The organism is Vibrio rumoiensis 1S-45 (assembly GCF_000286955.2).
GTDB classification, from domain to species: domain Bacteria; phylum Pseudomonadota; class Gammaproteobacteria; order Enterobacterales; family Vibrionaceae; genus Vibrio; species Vibrio rumoiensis_A.
In genome coordinates, this window is record NZ_AJYK02000075.1 from 1 (window position 1) to 18255 (window position 18255).

Genomic DNA, 18255 nt, shown 5'->3' on the forward strand with positions numbered 1-18255 from the left:
TGGCTATGACCGCCGCTTTTTATCTGACAAAGCCGCGAAATGGTTTGCTGAAGTCTTAGCCGCCAATGGGGTAAAAGTGAGTTTTATTAACCGCTTTGTACCAACGCCGATTGTGATGTTCAAAGCAAAAGAAATGAACTGTCATTATTCAGCCTGCATTACCGCCTCGCACAACCCTGCCGATTACAATGGCATTAAAGTGTTCATTCAAGGTGGACGCGATGCCGATGAAGTGATCACACAAAAGATCGAATCTCAAATTGCCGAACTCAAAGAATCGGATGTTCAGTTAGTCGATTTTGATGATGCGCTAGACAGTGGCAGCATCGAAATCATTAACCCAATGAACGAATTTGTCGACTCCATCATTAACTTCATTGATATGGAATCGATCAAGAAAGCCAATTTACGTGTGCTTATCGATCCTATGTTTGGTGTGGCAAAAAATGCCCTGCAAACGGTGCTGATCAATGGTCGCTGTGATGTGGATGTGATCAACGATGGTGAAAACCCATCCTTTGGCGGCTTAATGCCATCACCAAACGCTGCTACCTTATACCGCTTAAAACACTTAGTGGCGGCAGAAGGTTACGACATCGGTATTGGTACGGATGGCGACGCGGATCGCTTGGGTATCATCGATGAAAAAGGCCACTTTATTCACCCAAATGAAGTGCTACTTCTACTGTATTACTACATGTTGGAATACAAAGGCTGGAAAGGCTCCGTGGTTCGTAACATCGCCACCACTCATCTGTTGGATAAAGTCGCAGCCGATCACGGTGAAAAAAGCTTTGAGGTTCCTGTAGGCTTTAAACACATTAGTAGCCAGATGGAAGCCGATGATTCTTTAATTGGCGGTGAAAGCTCTGGTGGTTTAACCATCCGTGGGCACATTAAAGGTAAAGATGGTGTTTTTGCATCCACCCTATTAGTTGAAATGATCAGCGTAACCGGTAAAAAACTATCGGAAATGCTCGATGAAATTTACAGTAAATATGGTTATGCCTATACCGCAGAAGGTGATTGCACCTTTAAACCTGCGCAAAAAGAAGCCATTTACAATAAGATTTATGTTGAAAAGTTAATGCCGGAATTTGAGTATGACGTTGAGCGCATCAGTTATGAAGATGGCGCAAAAGTCTACTTCCGCAATGGCGGCTGGGTAATTGCTCGATTCTCTGGTACTGAGCCTTTACTGCGAATTTTCTCTGAAATGGAAGACCAAGCAACCGCCGAAAGAGTGGTTGCTCAAATGAAAGCATTTTTGGCGTTATAAATGAAAGGGAGCTAGTCTCTACCTCTAGTGTCAAAATTTAGAAGAGATCGTGGTGAGAGCTACGGTCTCTTTTTTATTGCTCGTCTATTGGGTGCTACGCTTCTCGTGATTTGAAAAAGAAAAAATAGCTTATCGAACAGCGAAGAGTTCAAGCAGTGAAGCAACCTTTTTATCATTAGAAAAACTAATCCTTTCCATTGATTTTCATCTTGCTAAATTGATCACATTTTTATTGCTGAGATGTCGCCTTCGCACTAATATCCCCGCCATTATTATGGTCACTCATTCGAACCATTTTCATTATCAATAGTTACTCATTTTTCATTGGAGAAAATGCATGTCTGCGCCTCTTAGTTTTATCAAACTAACCTTCTTGATTGCTATTTTGGCAGCAGTTGGGCAAATGACGCAAACCATGTACGTGCCTTCTATGGGCTACATGGCACATGAATTTCAGGTCTCTGCGGCATCTATGCAAGCAGTGATGGCTTGCTACTTGATCCCTTATGGATTATCACAATTTATTTATGGTCCATTATCGGATCGTTTAGGCCGCCGCCCTATCATTCTGACAGGTTTGATGATCTATATTGTCGGTTCAATTGCGGCGTTATTTGCGCACAGCTTCACTTTATTCCTTGTGGCAAGCTTCATTCAAGGTATGGGTATTGGCTGTGGTGGCGCAATGGCTCGAACGCTGAGCCGGGATTGTTTTTCTGGCTCAGAATTGCATAAAGTAAATAGCTTGATCAGCATGTGTTTAATGTTCTCACCATTAATGGCTCCTTTGATGGGTGGCTATTTAACCGAAGCATTTCACTGGCGTAGCAGCTACTTATTTTTAGCGCTCTTCAGTATTGGTGTCACCATCATCATGTTTACTCACATGACGGAAACCTTACCGAAAGCCAAGCGCCGTTACGATTCAGTAGCCACCAGCTATCGCTATGTATTTGGTAATCGTCAATTCCAAGGCTATTTACTTTGCCTTGTCGCGACCTTTGCCGGAGTCGCATTATTTGAAGCCGCTGCAGGTGTATTACTGGGCGGTAAATTAAAACTTCCAGCCACTACCGTAAGTTTATTGTTTATTGTGCCAATTCCGGGCTACTTATTGGGCGCGGCAATGTCGAGCTGGATTGCGTCACGTCACTCTGAAAAGCGTGCATTAAACTTTGGTTTGGTCGCAATCGCGATTGGCTCATTAGTGATTTTTATTCCGGGCGTATTTGGTTACACCAATGCCGTAAGTTTAGTGGGCGGTGCAACTATCTATTTCTTAGGGGCTGGAGTGTTGTTTCCTGCGGCTACGACAGGTGCCATTTCACCATTCCCTCACCATGCAGGGACAGCGGGAGCCTTACTCGGCGGTATACAAAACTTTGGGGCAGGCTTAGCCACTTTAGTTGCTGCAATGATGCCAGCACAAAACCAATTGCCACTGGGCGCATTAATGTTAGCCATGTCTTTATTAGCCGTGATGGGCTTGTACCGAGTGAATAAAACACCAATGTCGCCAGATGCTCTGGGCAGTACGCTGTAAAGCCTCTGCTCACATAACAAAAATAATAAAGCCGCAGCAGAGTAATGAAGTGACCCCATAATCTATTGCGGCTTTATTTTATGAAGGGAATAATCGCTGGTTGCTAAGATAATGCAGGCGATGAGAAATGAACACCTTGCCAGCCATGAGTAATGAAATTACGAATATTTTGATGATCGTCATTTTCAGGATGTTCAAGCACATCTTGTCGATAGAACTTGCCGAAACAAGCCAAGGTTTGCGCTTCAGTTAAATTATGCATTTGGGCAAACGCAAAGATTTTGCATGATCCATTATTTTGCCCTGCCTCATTTTTCACATCGCCATTAGTGAATGCCGTCGGGGTGAAAGTAAAACAAGCATCAATCACAGCAATCGTTTGTTCAAATTCAACCGACAGTGGCTCAGTGGTAACTTGGTGCAAAAATTCCGTTAATTCCATCATTTTCTCCTTTTTAACTATTGTGCCAGTGTAAGGGAGATAAGCCTTCATTCCAAGTCAAACGATTTGCCATTTATCCGACTAATGTCGTAATAAATTCATACACCAACAAGATAAATAGCAACTAAGATTGATACTTAAGTAACTGTATTTCCCCTATCTACTGAAAGGATACAAACGATGGCAAAAGTATTAATTATCGCAGGTGATTTTGTTGAAGATTACGAATTAATGGTGCCGTTTCAAGCGCTGAAAATGGTCGGTCACTCTGTGAGCGTCATCTGTCCTGACAAGCAATCTGGTGATACGATTAAAACCGCTATCCATGATTTTGAAGGCGATCAAACCTATACCGAAAAGCCCGGGCATTTATTTGCCCTTAACGCCAATTTCTCAGACATTAATGGCGAAGAGTTTGATGCGCTCTTGATCCCCGGTGGACGCGCACCTGAGTATCTCAGGCTCAACCCAAAAGTCATTGCCCTAGTTCAGCATTTTTCTCAAGCGAATAAACCCATTGCCGCGGTTTGTCATGGTGCCCAACTGCTTGCTGCAGCAAACGTTATCGAAGGTAAAAAGATTTCAGCCTATCCTGCATGCGCGCCAGAAGTGCAACTTGCCGGTGCGCAATACGCCGAGATCGACGTCACCGATGCCATTACGGACGGTCATTTTGTCACGGCTCCTGCTTGGCCCGCTCACCCTGCATGGCTTGCACAATTTAATAAACTACTAGGCGAATAATCAAACCACCATTTATTAAACACAAAAAAGCGCAGATGTAGATCTGCGCTTTGAATGTCTTCTCTGCGAGTTTAATACCTTAAAAAACCAATGCGCCTTCGCTGACAATATCAACACGGACCGTTTGCCCTACGTCTAAAGGAGCGTTACATTGCGCCAGTAAATGCACACCTTGAATATCAATCACATAACGACAATGATCGCCCATAAATTGCTGCTCGATCACGTGGATTTCGCTACTGTCATCAGGATGTAATAACACCTGTTGAGGCCGTAATAAAATCTCGCAGGCTTGGCTGATCTGAATTTCATTTTTTGCAGTAATGGTTAATATCCCGAGTACCGTATCAAAAGTGTCATCGGATAATTTCTCTGCAGGTAAATAACAGCCACCACCAAGGAAGTTAGCGACAAACTTACTCGAAGGGTGATAATAAAGCTGCGCGGCGGAGCCAAATTGCTCAATCACACCATGGTTCATCACCGCCATTTTGTCAGAGAATGCGAACGCTTCTTCTCGTGAATGCGTCACAAAAATAGCCGTCACACCTTGTTGCTTAAAGATCTTACGAATATCACGGATCAGTTCATGGCGAACTTGAGTATCAATGTTTGAGAAAGGTTCATCCAATAATAATAAGTCTGGCTGACAAGCTAATGAGCGCGCTATCGCGACACGTTGCTGTTGCCCACCGGACAACTGATGAGGGTAACGATCCCCAAGCCCCGTTAAATGCACCAGCTCTAACATGCTTTCAATGATGGTTTGTTGTTGATCTTTGCTCTTATCTTGTAAACCAAAAGCCACATTTTCAGCTACCGTGAGGTGTGGAAATAAAGCATAGTCTTGAAAGATTAATCCAATATTACGTTGCTCTGGAGGTAACCAATTTTCACCATCGTCAATCACTTTTTGGTTTAGCACCATTTCGCCTGAAGACAAGGGCAACAAACCCGCAATCGCTTTTAATAAGGTGGTTTTTCCGCAGCCACTCGCACCGAGTAAACAGACGATTTCCCCTTGTTGTACTGATAAGCTCAAGTTCTCTAAAACCGGTGCAGATTGCCCCTTCGCCGAGCCGTGCCCAGTAGCATAACGACAGGTTAAATGATCAATCTTCAACGCAGTCTTGTCAGAAGACGGATCAGGAGAAATGGAATGAGTATGCAACGTCATTTAATGCACCTTTTCTAAAGAACGATTCACAACAATAAGTGGCACTAACCCAACTAATACCAACAATATGGCAGGTAAAGCGGCCAGCTCTAATTGCTGATCAGAAACAAAGTTATAAACGTAAGTGGCGAGAGTTTCAAAATTAAACGGGCGCAGTAAAATCGAGGCATTCAACTCTTTCATTGATTCAATAAACACTAATAATCCCGCAATCAAAGCGCCACGCATCACCAACGGAAAATGTACACGCTTTAACATGTTGCTCGATGTGCAGCCCATAGTTCGAGCGGCCATATCGAGACTTGGAGAGACCTTACTCAAGCCACTTTCAATGCTGCCCACAGCCACGGCAGCAAAGCGTACTGTTAAGGCAAAAATTAAAGCAAACATAGTACCCGAAAAAATCAGTCCCGGTCGTCCCCAATCCATCCATTTCGCAATGTCATTAACCGTGTGATCTAAAGTTAAGACCGCCACCATAATACCTATCGCCAATACCGTGCCAGGAACCGCATACCCCAAAGAAGACAGGCGCATTGGCATATGGCTCAAACTCCCTCGAGCCTCACCACCTTGCGTGACTAAACGGCGATAAAAATTCACCACCAATGCCAACACAACACACACTGCCGCAACACTTAAAGATACTTGTAAGCTATTGATAGAATAAGCTTTAAACTCAACAGTCCAACTCTTTGAAAAGTATCGCGAAGCATAGCTCACCAATTGCATTAACGGCAATAAAAAGCCAGCGAACACTAAGCCCCAGCACCATGCAAGAGACAGCCACTTCTGCCACCCCGATAACGCATATCGATTATCTTCATGGCTAGAAAATTGTGCTTGGAAATGCTTTTGTTTGCGGCGGCTATAACGCTCAGCACTCAGCAGTAAAATCACCACCAACAGCATGATGGCAGAAATTTTAGCCGCAGCCGTTAAGTTCGAATAGCCAAGCCAAGTATCGTACACCGCGGTGGTTAACGTACTCACGGCAAAATAGCTCACCGTCCCAAAATCACCTAAGGTTTCCATCGCAACTAAAGACAAACCGACCGCAATCGCGGGGCGAGCGAGTGGCATAGAAACACGGTAAAAGCTTTGCCATGGGGTGCATTTTAATAAACGAGCCGATTGCAAAAGAGAAGTGCTTTGCTCCATAAAAGCAGAACGAGCAAGCAGATACACATAAGGATATAGCACCAGAGCAAGTACGGTCATCGCACCGGGCAAGGTACGAATATCAGGAAACCAATAATCTTGAGGCGTAAGATGAAAGGTATTGCGTAGCCATATTTGGATTGGGCCGGCAAAATCAAACCAGTCAGTATAAATATACCCAACAATATAACCGGGCATAGCCAATGGCAACACCAAAGCCCATTGCAGCACTTTCTCTCCGGGCAAACGGCACATCGCCATCAACCACGCACTCGGCAGACCAAAAATTAAAGCCAGCAACATGGTGCCAGAGACCAATAAAATCGTATTGAGCGTGTAAGTAGGCAAGACCGTCGAAAATAGGTGAGCAAACAATTCGTCGCTCTCCCCTATGGCGGTGTAAAAAATTGCCAAGATCGACAAAATCAGCAGTGCAGCCATGCTCCAACTACTGATCTTCCAAGATGAATATTTTTCTTTCATTGCGACCACTTAACGCTTAAATCAATAAATTATGTAAAGTAAGAATACTAAGGGTGAATTTAACACATATAAGATGAAATCATCTCGAATTAAATAGCGATAAAGTAAAAACGACAAAAGGGAAGCCGAAGCCTCCCTTAAAATTCAATCAGTAATAAAAGGTATATTACAGGTCGAATTTAACTTCATCCAACAACTTAACTGCTGCTTCGTGATGCGCTGCAATTTCATCTAACGATAAAGTATCCGCTTTATATTCACCCCATGATGCCACTAATTCAGACGGAGCAACACCTGGTTTTACTGGTGATTCAAAGTTATCTTCAGCATACATTTTTTGTGCAACATCACCAGATAAGAACTCCATTAATTTAAGCGCATTATCTTTATTTGGTGCGTATTTGGCCATCGCCATGCCGCTGATGTTTACGTGAGTACCAAACGCTTCTTGGCCTGGGAAGTTAATGTAAACGGCATCAGCCCATGCTTTTTGCTCTTTATCATTAATCATTTGACCGAAGTAGTAGCTGTTACCTAAAGAGTAATCACATAGGCCTTCTTTAATCGCTTGTACTTGGCCACGGTCACTACCTTGAGGTTTACGTGCTAGGTTCGCTTTCAAACCTTCTAACCATTGCTTAGTATCCGCTTCACCGTGATGAGCAATCATCGCTGAAACCAATGATACGTTATATGGGTGCTTACCTGGGCGAGTACAAATTTTTCCTTTGTATTCCGGTTTTGCAAGATCCATGTAATCAAAAGAAGCAGGCAATTTACCAACACGATCCTTTGATGAATAGACCGCGCGAGCACGTGTAGTCACACCAAACCACTCACCTTCTTTATCACGATACTGAGCAGGAATGTTGCCATTAATAACATCACTATTTACTGCTTGAACTACATCTTTATCCGTTAACTCAGCTAAGCGGCTGATATCAACAGTCAAAACCACATCGGCAGGGCTGTATTCGCCTTCTTGAACTAATTTTTCTGCTAAGCCATCTTTAGCAAATTTAACATTCACTTTAATACCTGTTTCTTTGGTGAACTCTTTTAGCATAGGTTCAACAAGAAAAGGTTGGCGGTAAGAATAAACATTCACTTCTTCTGCAGCCATCAACACTGGAGAAAAAGTAGAAGCAGCAAATACAGAAGCAAGAAGTAGCTTTTTCATTGGTACAGTCCCTTATAGAAATACAAATGATAACAATTATCAATGTGGTTATTATATAGAGCTATCACTTTTTCTCAATCCTCTTAGTTCAAGAAAAAGTAAAAAGCCCCACTTAAATAAGCAGGGCTTTGTAACAAAGTATAAACTTTGAAGGAATAGTCTTATCTCTCTAATCTTATTCCTTCATTTGATATTATTTGTTTGAAGTGAACTCTGGATAAGCGGCAACACCACAGTCGTGCATGTCCATGCCTTCAAGCTCTTCTTCTTCGGTAACACGAATACCCATAGTCGCTTTTAGGATTGACCACACCACTAAACTTGCACCGAATACCCAAGCAAAGATAACAACTGCACCGTAAATTTGAGCACCAAATGTCGCATCTGAGTTGCTTACAGGAACCATCAGTAGACCAAAGATACCACACACACCGTGCACTGAAATTGCACCCACTGGATCATCAATCTTAACTTTATCAAAGAACAAGATACTGAAGATAACTAACACACCAGCAATCGCACCGATAACCACTGACATAACAGGAGATGGCGACGCAGGGTCAGCGGTAATCGCGACAAGACCTGCTAATGCACCGTTAAGAATCATCGTTAAATCAGCTTTGCCCCAAATAAGCTTGACTGTGATTAAAGAAGCAATCGCACCTGCTGCTGCTGCTGCATTGGTATTAAGGAAGACTTCACCAATCGCGGTTGCATCATCAGCAGAAGAAAGTGCAAGTTGTGAACCACCGTTAAAGCCAAACCAACCAAACCATAAGATAAATGTACCCAATGTTGCTAAAGGCATATTTGAACCTTGGATTGGGTGAACTTCACCATTTTTACCGTATTTACCTTTACGAGCACCAAGTAATAATACGCCCGCTAATGCAGCTGCGGCACCAGCTAAGTGAACAATACCTGAACCTGCAAAGTCACTAAAACCAGCGGCTGATAAGAAACCACCACCCCACGTCCAATAACCTTCAATCGGGTAAATAAAGCCTGTTAGAACAATGGCAAAAATCAAGAATGTTGAAAGCTTCATGCGCTCAGCAACAGCGCCAGAAACCACTGACATTGCTGTTGCAACAAACACAACTTGGAAGAAGAAATCTGATCCCAAAGAGTGAGAAGCATCATCGGCTTGTGTGCCAATCAAAGCGCCAAAAGAAGGTAAGAAACCGCCTTCATCGTTACCAACATACATGATGTTGTAACCAACAAATAAGAACATGGTGCAAGCAACTGCAAACAAAACAAAGTTCTTAGTTAAAATTTCCGTTGTGTTTTTTGAACGTACAAGACCCGCTTCAAGCATTGCAAAACCTGCGGCCATCCACATGACTAGCGCACCAGATATCAATAAAAAGAAGGTATCTAAAGCGTATTTGATTTCTGTCATTTCTGTAATTTCCATATAATTTTTCTCCAATCCCTTCGCTTAAAGTGCTTCGTCATCCATTTCACCCGTACGAATACGGACAGCTTGTTGCAAATCAAAGACAAAGATTTTACCGTCACCAATTTTTCCGGTTTGCGCCGCTTTGGTGATCGCTTCAATCACACGATCCACATTGTCACTTTGTGTCGCAATTTCGATTTTCACTTTAGGTAGGAAGTCGACTTGGTATTCTGCACCACGGTACAGTTCAGTGTGGCCTTTCTGGCGTCCAAATCCTTTGACTTCAGAGACGGTCATCCCTTCGATACCCACATCCGCAAGTGCTTCGCGGACATCGTCCAATTTAAATGGTTTAATAATGGCATTAATAAGTTTCATTGCATTCCCTCGTAATGATGAATTCTGTCTACATTAAAAGAGTAATCAAGTTACGTGCCAACTTTTTAATGCCTTATAAACAAAGGGATTAGCCTGGTTAGGTTTGATTGATAGGATTTTTAACGCACCAAGAAGGTGCATCAGATTCACTAATAAAAAGCAGAGGGGTCAGAAAAGGGAAATCAATTTACAAATGCACGCCAAGAAAGCAATACTTGTTGAAAATCTTCAATACCGCACCATGATTCACTCTCTTCTTCGTAGGCAGATAGATCATCATCAAGATCATCTTCTTCCATACTTAACAAATGGTTAGAACTAATGTGAATTTCATTTTGCTCAATGAATAAGCTCCAATCTTGCCCAAGTAACTGCCATTCTTGATTGATATTTTTTTGCGCACCAATTTGTTGCATCACTTGATCAAGCTTAGCAAGGTCACTGCCAATCTCTTCAATTAGCCAATGGCCAATCGCTTCATGTCCAGATGAGAACACCACTCGATAGCTGCCATCTAACGTGTTTTTCTTAAATTCAAAGTCCATAATACATCATTATTTTTTATTGGATGATAAATGAAGTTTACTTGGTTTTAGCCAATGTTGCTTAAGTTTGATTTATTTTCTAACAAACAAAAAAGCCGCTGAATCATCAGCGGCTTTGCTATTACTTATTGTCCATCACACACTTATTGCCATTAGGCTAAGCGTGTCAACCTTATGCAGGTTCTTGGAAAATAACGGTATCGGCTTTCTTAGTGTAATGTTCCATATTATGGAAGTTCAGGTAACGATAGGTATCTGCTGCGGTCGCGTTAATTTGATCCGCGTACTGCATGTACTCTGCCATAGTAGGAATACGACCTAAGATTGCACCTACTGCCGACAATTCAGCCGAAGCTAAGTACACGTTAGCGCCTGTACCTAAACGGTTCGGGAAGTTACGTGTAGAGGTCGACATTACTGTTGAATTATCTTCAACTCGTGCTTGGTTACCCATACATAATGAACACCCCGGAGTTTCGATACGAACCCCCGCGCGGCCAAAGATGCCGTAGTAACCTTCTTCTGTCAGCTGATCGCGATCCATCTTAGTTGGTGGTGCAACCCAAAGGCGCGTATCCAGCGATCCTTTGTGCTTCTCAAGCAGTTTACCTGCCGCACGGAAGTGACCAATGTTGGTCATACAAGAACCGATGAACACTTCATCAATTTTTGTGCCTTGCACTTCAGAAAGCAGACGAGCATCATCTGGATCGTTTGGTGCACAAAGAACGGGTTCTTTAATATCGGCCAAATCGATCTCAATCACATGCGCGTATTCAGCGTCTTTATCCGCGGTCATTAACTCAGGATTCGCTAACCACTCTTGCATGGCATTAATACGGCGCTCGATAGTACGGCGATCGCCATAACCTTCCGAGATCATCCACTTCAGCATCACGATGTTAGAGTTTAAGTATTCAGAAATTGATTCTTCTGAAAGCTTAACCGTACAACCGGCAGCTGAACGTTCTGCTGACGCATCTGATAACTCAAACGCTTGCTCAACAGATAAGTGCTCAACCCCTTCAATCTCAAGGATACGACCAGAGAATTCATTGATCTTACCGGCTTTAGCAACCGTTAATAATCCTTTTTGAATCGCAACATAAGGAATGGCATGCACAAGATCACGCAGTGTGATACCCGGTTGCATTTCACCTTTAAAGCGAACCAAGATTGATTCAGGCATATCCAATGGCATTACGCCTGTTGCCGCAGCAAACGCGACCAAGCCAGAACCCGCTGGGAATGAAATGCCTAATGGGAAACGTGTATGTGAATCACCACCCGTACCAACGGTATCAGGAAGAAGCATACGGTTTAACCATGAGTGAATCACACCATCGCCTGGGCGAAGTGACACACCACCACGATTCATAATGAAATCAGGAAGTGTATGGTGAGTGTTTACATCAATTGGTTTCGGGTAAGCCGAAGTATGACAGAAAGACTGCATGGTTAAATCAGCAGAGAAACCAAGACAAGCTAAGTCTTTCAGTTCATCACGCGTCATTGGGCCAGTGGTATCTTGCGATCCTACTGTGGTCATTTTTGGTTCACAGTAAGTGTCTGGACGAACGCCAGCAACACCACACGCTTTACCCACCATTTTCTGAGCAAGGGTGAAACCTTTACCAGAATCCACTACAGGAACTGGACGACGGAAGACTTCTGAAGGCTCAAGACCGAGAGAAGTACGAGCGCGATCCGTCAAGCCACGACCAATGATCAATGGAATACGACCACCAGCACGAACTTCATCATAAAGGACGTCGGTTTTTAATTTGAATGTAGAGATAACGTCATCAGTGCCGTGTGTGCATACTTTTCCTTCGTGAGGATAAATATCAATCACGTCACCCATGTTCATTTTAGACACATCAAGTTCGATTGGCAGCGCACCTGCATCTTCCATTGTGTTAAAGAAGATAGGAGCAATTTTACCACCAAGACAGAAACCACCCGCACGTTTGTTTGGTACGAATGGAATGTCATCACCCATAAACCAAAGCACTGAGTTAGTCGCTGATTTACGAGAAGAACCGGTACCCACAACATCACCAACGTAAACTAATTGATGGCCTTTTTCTTTCAGAGCTTCAATTTGTTTGATTGGGCCGATGTTACCAGCATCATCAGGTTCAATCCCTTCACGTGCATTTTTTAGCATAGCTAAAGCGTGAAGTGGGATGTCAGGACGAGACCATGCGTCTGGAGCGGGAGATAAATCGTCGGTATTGGTTTCGCCTGTCACTTTAAAGACAGTTAGCGTTACCTTGTCTGCAGTTTGCGGTTTTTTCAAGAACCAATCCGCATCTGCCCACGATTGAAGCACTTGCTGCGCAGAAGCATTACCTGCTTTGGCTTTTTCTTCAACATCATGGAAAGAATCAAACATCAGTAACGTATGGGATAAAGCTTCTACTGCAATCGGTGCAAGTAAATCATCATCTAAAAAGCTAATTAGTGGTTCAATGTTATAACCACCTTGCATGGTGCCAAGCAGTTCAGCTGCTTTTTCACGGCTCACTAGTGGTGATTCACACTCACTTTTTGCAACAGCCGTTAAGAACCCAGCTTTCACATAAGCGGCTTCATCTACACCAGGTGGAATTCGGTTGATAAGTAGGTCAAGAATAAACTCTTCTTCACCTTTAGGTGGATTTTTTAGCAGTTCTACCAAAGCAGCAACCTGCTCTGCGTCTAAAGGTTTTGCGACAATTCCTTCAGCGGCACGCTCTGCGACGTGTTTACGGTAGGCTTCAAGCACGACTTATTCCTCTCATTGCGGTTTACCCTTTTGATAAGATTAAGGGGAAACATCCTTGGAAACTTGGCTTCCTGCCCATTTTCATTAGGAACTAGTGTGATGGCTGATTCTTAATAATCGAATACGGTCGGAGCCAAAATATGGGTTAAAGAATAACAAATTTAATGAAAAATTAAAATCTTGCGAGTTTGACCAACCTAGCAAACTGCGAATTAAAGTTGTGAAATCCTACACTTTAATTGGCAATTCACAGATTGTTCGTCTAGCAAAGGCAGACATCGATATTAAAATGTCGAACCTACAATCAAATAGAGTGACTTATACTGCTCCTCAGTTTGTCCATACGCAAGGATAATTGGCCCCAATGGCGAATCGACCCCAGTAAACATCGAGCCGGCCAAATACATTGAATCCTTATCCCATTTTTTATTAGTGCCAGACCACACCCCGCCATACTCCAGTGAGGCGCCGAGATAAACTGGAGATTTAAACAGCCCAAAGTCATTATCAAACCATTTATAACGATACACCAAACTACTGAAGGCTTTATTTCGCCCAGATAAACTGTCTCTTGGTATGCCAGATAAATTTAAAAACCCGCCTAATTCTTTTGGATCAATCGGTACAAATGAGTTCTCACTATCAACGATGCCGTAATCAATTTGTCCCACTAAAGAATGTTTACCTATGCTTTGTGCTGCCATCACTCTAGATGTGACTTCCGATACAGTATCATCTTGTGCACTACCGCTATCATCAGTTGTAGTATCTTTTGATAACAGATATTCAAAATCGACAAAAAAACCTTTTGTAGGGAAACTAATATCATCTAAGGTATCAAATCGATAGCTCAGATAAGCGCCTTGACGGGTATAATCCGTTTCACCAAAAGAGGGTAAACCGGTCAAACTCGTTTTACCGTCGGTATAACGAAGACCAACACGAAACTCTTGCCATAAGGCTGGTTGTAAACCAAACGCAATATCACCTATCCATTTCACATAATCGACAGGCAATGAATTTTCGGTATCTGATAACTGCGTATTTATATTGCCATCAATATCTCTTTCAAGACTTTCAGAAATAAATAGATTGGACTTTTCATCGCTATAAGTGCCCGATGCGACAAAGAAAAGAGTTTGATCATAGGTCATCGGGATATAAAGCTCCACCCCTAAAAGCTTATCTGAACCTATTTCAAAGTTGGTTCTAAGTTCGGCGCCATTATCACTCAGGTCGGTAAAATTACTGGTAAAACCTATCGAGTATTTACTGGAATTACGAAAGTTGTCTTCCATGAAAAAACGAAAATCGAGATAATTCGGCCCCCATTCTTTTTCATCCACATCCACAGTTAGGTTTGCAGTACCATCATCATTATTTTGATATTCATAAGAGACACGTTCAAAGCGATCTAAAGCGTATAAATCACGCACTCTTTGTTCGATTTCTTCGCTGGTGTACTTCTGACCGGTATGAATATCCAAACGATGTTGCAACAGCTTTTCATTGTAATGACTGTTGTTGTTGATCGTAATTTGATTAATGGTCAGATCGGCGCCACTTTTAAACTCGGAACGGCGAGCTTTTTTACGCTTTTGATAATTCAAATACGTTGCTTCACTGACGGAGTAACGATGCAATTCATCTTGTTGCAATACCGCAGATTGATAACCGAGATCATAAGCTTCTGGCATTTTCGCAAAATCTGTGGTGCTCATCTTGCCAACCGCAGGATGCAGCAATACATCTGTATTTTTCAATAATGCCGATTGTTCTTGAGTACTACGACGCACTAAATAATTAGACAGTTGATCGCCGACACTTAAAAAAGTGCTCAGTTGTTCAGCGGTTTTATAATCCGTACTGATATCAACCGCAATTACGATATCTGCGCCCATAGAACGCGCCAATTCAACCGGCATGTTATCGGTAACGCCACCATCCACCAGCAACATGCCATTGTAATTGTATGGCGGCAGCGCCCCTGGTACCGACATACTGGCCATCATAGCGTCGACTAACTCACCGTCTTTCAATACCACTGGCTTTAAATGAACAATATCAGTTGCGACAGCGCGATAAGGAATGGGAAGCTCATCGAAAGATTCAAACGCAGGTAGGTTGCCCGTACTTTGGCGCAAAATGTGCAGCATATTTTGCCCTTGCACCACACCTTTGGGAACCTTAACCTCCAACCACCTTAAGCCAAGATCGGTATGCAGTTGATAGCGATCATCGTACTCTTTATCACGAACGCGACGCTCGCTTCGGCTAACTCGATCGTTATAGCCCGTATTCCAATCAATACTATTAACGGTATCTTCGATTTCTTGTGCACTCATCCCTAAGGCATACAAGCCGCCAACATAGGAACCCATGCTGGTGCCTGTCACAATATCAACAGGGATTTTCATCTCTTCTAGCGCTTGCAATACACCAATATGCGCAGCGCCTTTGGCACCACCACCAGCTAAGACGACGGCGATAGTCGGACGAGTCGACCCATCTGGCAACGTTTCCCTTGCTTCAACTTCTGGAATAGCGGCAACAAAAGGGAGCAGCAACACTCCCAACAATAAACGGTGCATGTTCAACAATCGATATCCTTATCTCATCATTTAACTTCTCTTTCATCCAAAGTGGATTAGTCACTGAGAAGATTTTTTGGCGCTGATTTAAAGCAAGCTTAGACTAACGCACTGCTTATTAAACAATAATTATCATTAATTCACCCAATTAACTGAAAATACATTGAAAATGGGGTGAAAGCGATGACTAAAAATCAAATAACGATTTCAACCAACGTTTAGGATTGTTTTTACATGCGTCTTTTAAATTCCCATTGATATCCCATTGAGGCAAATCAATATTACCTGAACAATCCGCTTCATAGCCTCCAGCTTGGGTTTGATCAAAATGTGTGGTGACTATTTTACTTGGCCAAGGCAACGTTAAACGCTCTGGTGCACGTTGTGCTAAGTAATTTGCGTAAGTGCGTAAAGAACCGCTCGCCCCTGTCAGTTTGGTTGGTTTATTATCATCTCGCCCGGTCCAAATCGTCACGACTTCACGGCCATCAACCCCAACAAACCAGCTATCACGGCTGTCATTACTGGTACCTGTTTTTGCTGCAAGCGTTGCCCAACCATAATTAGATTGTAAAGCGCGGCTCGTTCCTTCGGTCACCACTTTTTTCATAATATACGTCGTAAGCCATGCGGCTTGCTGCGGTACTTGTTGTGAAGCTTTTGGAATACTTTCATACAACACGTTGCCATCCACATCCATCACGGTACGCAACGCGGTTAAAGGCGCACGTTTACCTGAATTGGTTATCGTCTGGAACATTTGTGACACTTGATACGGCGTTAAGGAAAACGATCCCAAAAACATCGACGGTACAGGGCGGATCTCTTGTTTATCTATCCCCAGTTTACTTAATGTATCGACCACGGCAGGAATGCCTAACTGCATACCTAAGTTAACCGTGGGTACGTTCATCGATTTCGCCATCGCTTTGTACAAAGGCACTTCACCACTGAACTTTCGGTCGAAGTTCTTTGGCGACCACGTTTGACCTTGCTCATTGGTTAAGGTAATAGGCTTATCATCAATTGTTGTGCCCAAATTATATTTTTCTGGGCTCTCTAATGCGGTTAAATAAATTGAAGGTTTAACCAATGAACCAATTTGACGGCTAGCACTTAACGCTCGATTAAAACCATCGTAACCCACTTTTCTGCCACCGATCATCGCACGGATTTCCCCGGTTTGACGGTCAACCGCGACAACAGCTGTTTCCAGACCTTTCCCTGAGCGTTGCTCTAACTGAGGTAAGGTTTTGTTCACCGCATTTTCTAAATAGGTTTGAGAAACCGGATCAAGGGTCGTAAATAAACGTAAGCCAATATCTGACTTAAACTTATCGCCAACTTTATCTTTTAACTCGCGTTGTAGCTGTTCAAAATAAGCTGGTTGACGCTTGCCAAGATGAGGATTTTTCTGCAGATCTAAATTACGGCTGGCCGCTTCATTTAACTGTGAAGGCGTTAAGATATTTTGATTCATCATAAGCTCTAACACCAAGTCACGACGTTCTTTAGTTCGCTCAGGATGACGCATAGGGTTGTAATATGATGGACCTTTCACCATACCCACCAGCATCGCCAGTTGATCAATACGCAGTTCTTGCAAAGGTTGACCAAAATAATAGCGAGAAGCCAAGGCAAAACCGTGGATCGCTTCCCCGCCATTTTGCCCTAAATACACTTCATTTAAATAAGCTTCAAGAATGCGATCTTTACTAAAGCGATAATCTAAGATCATCGCAATATAAGCTTCTTTGAACTTACGCCATAAGGTTTTTTCGCTGCTTAAAAACAGGTTTTTTGCCAATTGTTGAGTTAAGGTACTCCCGCCTTGTACCGCGCGCCCCGCGCGTAAATTCACGACAAAAGCACGAGCAATGGCTACCGGTGATACGCCACCGTGTTGATAAAAATCACGGTCTTCTGTCGACAATAATGCTTCTACCATTGCATCTGGAAATTGTTCTCGTTTTAAGAATAAGCGAGATTCTTCCTTCTTCGCTTCCAACATTCCAAGCATTTTCGGTTCAATACGCAAAAAGCCAAGATCGGCCTTTGAATCTAACGATTGAATACGTTTTAAGCCGTTATTATCAAAATAAAGCATCACATGACGTGATGGTTCTGGCCCATTTTCAAATTCAAATGGACGTCGGAATAATTCAATTTTGGTCGAGGATGCTGAATATTCCCCAGCTCGAGATGGGTTAGAAACTTTGCGATAGTTCAAGACATCGAGTTCTTGACGTAATTTTGTCACCGTCACATTACTGCCCGGCTCTAGGTTCAGCACACGAGCGTACACCACGGTCGGTAACTCAAATAACTGACCAGCAAAGCGTTGTGTGACAACGCCGTTAAGATAAAAACCAGCAGCCACCATTAACGCCAAAAAGACTAAGCCGAGCTTCCAAGCCAGACTCCATGCTTTTCTTAACCATGTTTTTTTTGCAGCAGGCGCTTTTCGTGCGCGAGCAGGTCCTGCCTTACGAGGAGATGACGCAGAGGTTTTACGGCCAGTTGTCGTCTTAGTTGATGGCGTTTTCCGTGGAGCCAT

13 protein-coding genes are annotated in these 18255 nt (G+C 43.0%); 3 read left to right on the top strand and 10 right to left on the bottom strand.

Translation table 11 applies throughout. From position 1 onward, the window contains the following. Both A1QC_RS09890 and emrD read left to right on the top strand, forming a co-directional pair. The coding region (locus A1QC_RS09890) for a phosphoglucomutase/phosphomannomutase family protein (protein ID WP_017026281.1) at positions 1-1279 on the top strand (1279 nt) is incomplete at its 5' end. 337 nt (positions 1280-1616) lie between these two features. Next, positions 1617-2822, top strand: coding sequence for a multidrug efflux MFS transporter EmrD (gene emrD / locus A1QC_RS09895; protein ID WP_017026282.1), 1206 nt, complete (start codon positions 1617-1619; stop codon positions 2820-2822). A 103-nt stretch (positions 2823-2925) separates the two neighbouring features. Here the strand turns inward: emrD and A1QC_RS09900 are convergent, their stop codons facing one another. After that, positions 2926-3264: a HopJ type III effector protein gene (locus A1QC_RS09900; RefSeq protein ID WP_017026283.1), complete on the bottom strand. Its 339-nt coding sequence runs from the start codon at positions 3262-3264 to the stop codon at positions 2926-2928. Between the two features lie 180 nt (positions 3265-3444). Here A1QC_RS09900 and A1QC_RS09905 point away from each other — a divergent pair, with 180 nt between their 5' ends. Next, positions 3445-4008: a DJ-1/PfpI family protein gene (locus A1QC_RS09905; protein WP_017026284.1), complete on the top strand. Its 564-nt coding sequence runs from the start codon at positions 3445-3447 to the stop codon at positions 4006-4008. 79 nt (positions 4009-4087) lie between these two features. Here A1QC_RS09905 and A1QC_RS09910 read toward each other — a convergent pair whose 3' ends face one another. The 9 genes from A1QC_RS09910 to mrcB all read right to left on the bottom strand — a co-directional run bounded on the left by A1QC_RS09910 (position 4088) and on the right by mrcB (position 18255). Then, entirely contained in the window at positions 4088-5185 is a 1098-nt protein-coding gene (locus tag A1QC_RS09910; RefSeq protein WP_017026285.1) for an ABC transporter ATP-binding protein, read from the bottom strand. After that, positions 5186-6829 (bottom strand): ABC transporter permease, encoded by a 1644-nt coding sequence (locus A1QC_RS09915; protein WP_017026286.1) that lies wholly within the window; start codon positions 6827-6829, stop codon positions 5186-5188. It abuts the gene before it with no gap. Between the two features lie 166 nt (positions 6830-6995). Then, positions 6996-8009, bottom strand: coding sequence for a Fe(3+) ABC transporter substrate-binding protein (locus A1QC_RS09920; RefSeq protein WP_017026287.1), 1014 nt, complete (start codon positions 8007-8009; stop codon positions 6996-6998). Positions 8010-8202: 193 nt separating this feature from the next. Further along, positions 8203-9429, bottom strand: coding sequence for an ammonium transporter (locus A1QC_RS09925; RefSeq protein ID WP_017026288.1), 1227 nt, complete (start codon positions 9427-9429; stop codon positions 8203-8205). 24 nt (positions 9430-9453) lie between these two features. After that, complete coding sequence (gene glnK / locus A1QC_RS09930; RefSeq protein WP_017026289.1) at positions 9454-9792, bottom strand: P-II family nitrogen regulator; 339 nt, start codon at positions 9790-9792, stop codon at positions 9454-9456. 182 nt (positions 9793-9974) lie between these two features. After that, a complete protein-coding gene (locus tag A1QC_RS09935; protein ID WP_017026290.1) occupies positions 9975-10337 on the bottom strand; it encodes a YacL family protein in 363 nt (120 codons plus the stop codon). Between the two features lie 172 nt (positions 10338-10509). Continuing rightward, positions 10510-13107 carry a bifunctional aconitate hydratase 2/2-methylisocitrate dehydratase gene (gene acnB, locus A1QC_RS09940; protein WP_017026291.1) on the bottom strand — a complete coding sequence of 866 codons (2598 nt, stop codon included), beginning with the start codon at positions 13105-13107 and terminating at the stop codon, positions 10510-10512. Between the two features lie 284 nt (positions 13108-13391). Then, complete coding sequence (locus tag A1QC_RS09945; RefSeq protein WP_017026292.1) at positions 13392-15698, bottom strand: patatin-like phospholipase family protein; 2307 nt, start codon at positions 15696-15698, stop codon at positions 13392-13394. Positions 15699-15885: 187 nt separating this feature from the next. Next, positions 15886-18255, bottom strand: coding sequence for a penicillin-binding protein 1B (gene mrcB, locus A1QC_RS09950; RefSeq protein WP_017026293.1), 2370 nt, complete (start codon positions 18253-18255; stop codon positions 15886-15888).

Excerpts from the sequence above, each read along its gene's own strand:
- emrD (WP_017026282.1), top strand. The coding sequence starts at position 1,617 with ATGTCTGCGCCTCTTAGTTTTATCAAACTAACCTTCTTGATTGCTATT.
- A1QC_RS09900 (WP_017026283.1), bottom strand. The coding sequence starts at position 3,264 with ATGGAATTAACGGAATTTTTGCACCAAGTTACCACTGAGCCACTGTCG.
- A1QC_RS09905 (WP_017026284.1), top strand. The coding sequence starts at position 3,445 with ATGGCAAAAGTATTAATTATCGCAGGTGATTTTGTTGAAGATTACGAA.
- A1QC_RS09910 (WP_017026285.1), bottom strand. The coding sequence starts at position 5,185 with ATGACGTTGCATACTCATTCCATTTCTCCTGATCCGTCTTCTGACAAG.
- A1QC_RS09915 (WP_017026286.1), bottom strand. The coding sequence starts at position 6,829 with ATGAAAGAAAAATATTCATCTTGGAAGATCAGTAGTTGGAGCATGGCT.
- A1QC_RS09920 (WP_017026287.1), bottom strand. The coding sequence starts at position 8,009 with ATGAAAAAGCTACTTCTTGCTTCTGTATTTGCTGCTTCTACTTTTTCT.
- A1QC_RS09925 (WP_017026288.1), bottom strand. The coding sequence starts at position 9,429 with ATGGAAATTACAGAAATGACAGAAATCAAATACGCTTTAGATACCTTC.
- glnK (WP_017026289.1), bottom strand. The coding sequence starts at position 9,792 with ATGAAACTTATTAATGCCATTATTAAACCATTTAAATTGGACGATGTC.
- A1QC_RS09935 (WP_017026290.1), bottom strand. The coding sequence starts at position 10,337 with ATGGACTTTGAATTTAAGAAAAACACGTTAGATGGCAGCTATCGAGTG.
- A1QC_RS09945 (WP_017026292.1), bottom strand. The coding sequence starts at position 15,698 with ATGCACCGTTTATTGTTGGGAGTGTTGCTGCTCCCTTTTGTTGCCGCT.
- mrcB (WP_017026293.1), bottom strand. The coding sequence starts at position 18,255 with ATGGCTCCACGGAAAACGCCATCAACTAAGACGACAACTGGCCGTAAA.